General features: G+C 68.7%; 3 protein-coding genes. All 3 read right to left on the bottom strand.

The window, feature by feature from the left end:
* Positions 1-211: 211 nt before the first annotated feature.
* Entirely contained in the window at positions 212-1,114 is a 903-nt protein-coding gene (locus JWP65_RS02080; protein WP_299759873.1) for a DMT family transporter, read from the bottom strand.
* Positions 1,115-1,116: 2 nt separating this feature from the next.
* Positions 1,117-1,683: a CDP-diacylglycerol--glycerol-3-phosphate 3-phosphatidyltransferase gene (gene pgsA, locus JWP65_RS02075; RefSeq protein WP_299759871.1), complete on the bottom strand. Its 567-nt coding sequence runs from the start codon at positions 1,681-1,683 to the stop codon at positions 1,117-1,119.
* A 96-nt stretch (positions 1,684-1,779) separates the two neighbouring features.
* A partial coding sequence (gene uvrC / locus JWP65_RS02070; protein WP_299759869.1) for an excinuclease ABC subunit UvrC occupies positions 1,780-3,856 on the bottom strand: 2,077 nt, incomplete at its 5' end.

The raw sequence follows: 3,856 nt of genomic DNA, 5'->3' as shown, positions 1-3,856 counted from the left end.
AATAGGCGCGGGCAAAGGCTTCCGATGTCTGGCGGTACATCGCAGCGTGGGCGCGATGCGGATGGCCGTGCAACAGCAGGAGCGGCGTGCCCTGCCCGCCGCGGCGCACGTTCAGCGCGACGCCGTCGCGCGCGATGCGCAGCGTTTCGAAGCCGGTCAGCATGGGACGATTCTGGACTGCGCCGAAGGCAGCGGCAAGCCAGCCGGCGCCTCAGGCCCGCGGCTGCCGCACCACCAGGCTCACGCCCAGGGCGGTGAGCGCCATGCCGGCCACGATCAGCACGGTGATCGGTTCGCCGAACAACAGCCAGGCCATCAGGGCGGTGGTCGGTGGCACCAGGTACATCAGGCTGGTGACGGAGGTGTCCGCGCCCTTCTGGATCAGCAGGTAGAGCAAGGAACTGCCGCCCAGCGTCAAGCCGAGCACCGACCAGGCGAGCGCGCCCGCCAGTTCGAGGTTGATGCGGCCGTCCGGCTGCCACAACCGGATCGCCTCGGTCTCCAGCAAGGCCAGCGGCAGCGTGACCGCGAAGGCGGCTGCCAGCTGCACGAGGTTGGCGGTGCGCACGTCGCAGGGCCCGAGGAAGCGTTTCTGGTACAGGGTGCCGGCGGTGATCGACAGCAATGCGATGAACGCATACAGCAGGTTCTGCGCATGGACCTCGCCCAGCCCCAGCTTCTGCCAGACCACCAGCACCAGTCCGCCCAGGCCGAGCGCCAGCCCGCCCCATTGGCGCGCCGTGACCTTGCCGCCCCAGAGGGAGACCCAGACGGCGGTCAGCACCGGCTGCAAGCTGACCAGCAGCGCGGCCAGCCCGGCGCCCATGCCCAGCTTCACCGCCGCCCACACGCCACCCAGGTAGCCCGCGTGCATCAGCACGCCGGTCACCGCCAGGTGACCGGCCTGCCGGCGGTCGCGCGGCCAGGCGGCACCCGCCAGCACCGCCCAGGCCAGGAAGGCCAGCACCGAGAACGCGTAGCGCAGCGCCAGGAACTTCATCGGCGGCGAATGCGGCATGCCGTAGCGCGCCACGATGAAGCCGGTGCTCCAGATCAGCACGAAGACGGCCGGCATGGCCCGCACCAGGGCGGGCGGCCGCACTGCCGGCGTCATGGCTACTTCACCCGTCGCCGGATCTCCGGCAACGCCTTGCGCAGGTAATAGACCATCGACCAGACGGTCAGGATCGCCGACAACCAGATCAGCCAGTGGCCCCAGACGCTGGTGTCGATCACGCCGAACAGCCTGTCGTTGAACAGCAGGAACGGGATGGCGATCATCTGCACGGTGGTCTTGACCTTGCCCAGCATGTGCACCGCGACGCTCTTGGAAGCGCCGATCTGCGCCATCCACTCGCGCAGGGCCGAGATGGCGATTTCGCGGCCGATGATGATCAAAGCCACGAACACGTCGGCCCGCTGCAGGTGCACCAGCACCAGCAGCGAGGCGCAAACCAGGAACTTGTCGGCCACGGGGTCGAGGAAGGCGCCGAAGGAGGAAGCCTGGTTCAGCTTGCGGGCCAGGAAACCGTCGAGCCAGTCGGTCAAGGCGAAGACGATGAACATCACCGTCGCCACCAGGTTCTGGACGCCGTGCTCCAGCCCCAGGTAAAACACCCCGACGAGTAGCGGAATCGCAATGATGCGAGTCCAGGTCAGGAGCGTGGGGACCGTGAGGAACATGGGGGTCGATTGTGCATGAGGGGGAACAGGCTAGGGACCAGGGACTAGGGACCAGCGAAATACAGCTCAGATCAGCCCAGTTCCTAGCCCCTTAGCCTAATGCAACGCCCGATAGATCTCTTCGGCCAGTTCGTGCGAGATCCCTTCCACCGTGGCGATGTCGTCGACGCTTGCCGCCGCCACCCCGCGAACGCCGCCAAAGCGTTGCAGCAGCCGGGCCCGTTTCTTGGCGCCCACGCCGGGGATTTCCTCCAGCGAGCTGCCGCCCACGCGGACGCGCGCGCGCCGCGCCCGCATGCCGGTGATGGCGAAGCGGTGCGCCTCGTCGCGGATCTGCGCGATCAGCATCAGCGCTGCCGACTCCCGCCCAAGGTAGACCTTCTCGCGGCCGTCGGCGAACACCAGTTCCTCCAGGCCCACCTTGCGGCCCTCGCCTTTCTCCACCCCGACGATCACCGACAGGTCGAGCCCGAGCTCGGCGAACACCTCGCGCGCCATGCTGACCTGGCCGCGGCCGCCGTCCACCAGCACCAGGTCCGGCAGGCGCTGGGCGCTGCCGCCGCCGCCGACCTTGGCGGGCCTGGCCGGCGCGGCCTCGGCCGCGCCTTCGGCGGCCACGGTCGCCGCGGCTTCGGCGGCAACCACCGCTTCCGGCGATTCCACCGCCTGCAGTTGCACGTCGGCCGCGGCCTCCTGCGCACTGTCGATGAGGGCCGGGTCGTCCTCGGTCGGCGGCGTCGCATTGGGCGAGTCGCGGCCGGCCTGGGCCAGCCTGGCATAGCGGCGCGTGAGCACCTGCCGCATGGCGGCATAGTCGTCACCCGGCGTGATGCCGTCGATGTTGTAGCGGCGGTACTCGCGGTTGTGCATCTGGTGGTGGTGGAACACCACGCAGGAGGCCTGGGTCGCCTCGCCGGCGGTGTGCGAGATGTCGAAGCACTCCACCCGGAAAGTGTCGAGGTGGTCGGGCTCGAGGTCCAGCGCCTCCACCAGGGCCCGGGTGCGGGCCTGCTGCGAGCCTTCCTCGGCCAGCAGCCGGGCCAGCTGCAGCCCGGCGTTCTTCTCGGCCATTTCCAGCCACAGCCGCCGCTGGCCGCGCGGGTTATGGACAGCGGCGACGCGCACGCCGCTTTGCTCGGTCAGGGCCTCGACCAGTCCGGCAGCGACCGGGTGGCTGGTGATCAGCGCCGCCGGCACCGGCACGCCCAGGTAGTGCTGGGCGATGAAGGCCTCCAGCACCTGCACTTCCACCGGTTGCGATGCCGGCGCGGCTTCGCTGTCCGCATCGGCGGCGTCGGCGGCATCGGCTGCATCGCCGAAGTCCTGCACGGCGGTCGCGTCTTCGACGTGGCTCGGAAAGTAGGCGCGGTCGCCCAGGTGGCGGCCGCCGCGGATCATCGCCAGGTTGACGCAGGCCTTGCCGCCCTGCACCTGCACCGCCAGGATGTCCACGTCCTTGTCCGAGGCGGTCTCCACCGACTGCTGGTGCAGCACCTTGGACAGCGCGCCCATCTGGTTGCGCAGTTCAGCCGCTTGCTCGAACTCCAACTTGTCGGCGTGCTGCATCATCCGCGTTTCCAGCGCCGACAGCACGGCCTGCGTTTCGCCGCGCAGGAAGGCCTCGGCGTGATGCACGTCAAGCTGGTAGTCGTGCGCCGAGATCAGGTTCACGCACGGTCCCGAGCAGCGCTTGATCTGGTAGAGCAGGCACGGGCGCGTGCGATTGGCGAACACGGTGTCTTCGCAGGTGCGCAGCCGGAACACTTTCTGCAGCAGCTGGATCGATTCCTTCACCGCCCACGCGCTGGGATAGGGACCGAAGTAGCGGTGCTTCTTGTCGACCGCGCCGCGGTAGTAGGCCACGCGCGGATAGTCGTGCGAGACGATCTTCAGGTACGGGTAGCTCTTGTCGTCGCGGAACAGGATGTTGTAGCGCGGCTTGAGCGTCTTGATCAGGTTGTTCTCGAGCAGCAGCGCTTCCGCCTCCGAGCGCACCACCGTGGTCTCCAGCCGCGCGATCTTCCCGATCATGTGGCCGATGCGGGTGCCGCCGTGGTTCTTCTGGAAGTAGCTCGAGACGCGCTTCTTCAGGTCGCGCGCCTTGCCGACGTACAGCACCGCCTCGCGCGCGTCGAAGTACCGGTAGACGCCGGGCAGGCTCGGGAGGGCCGCC

The sequence above is a fragment of the Ramlibacter sp. genome (assembly GCF_028292805.1).
Taxonomy (GTDB): Bacteria; Pseudomonadota; Gammaproteobacteria; order Burkholderiales; family Burkholderiaceae_C; genus Ramlibacter.
This window is presented reverse-complemented; position numbering and strand designations above follow the sequence as displayed.

Coding starts and splice junctions, on each gene's coding strand:
- JWP65_RS02080 (WP_299759873.1), bottom strand. CDS start 1,114: ATGACGCCGGCAGTGCGGCCGCCCGCCCTGGTGCGGGCCATGCCGGCC.
- pgsA (WP_299759871.1), bottom strand. CDS start 1,683: ATGTTCCTCACGGTCCCCACGCTCCTGACCTGGACTCGCATCATTGCG.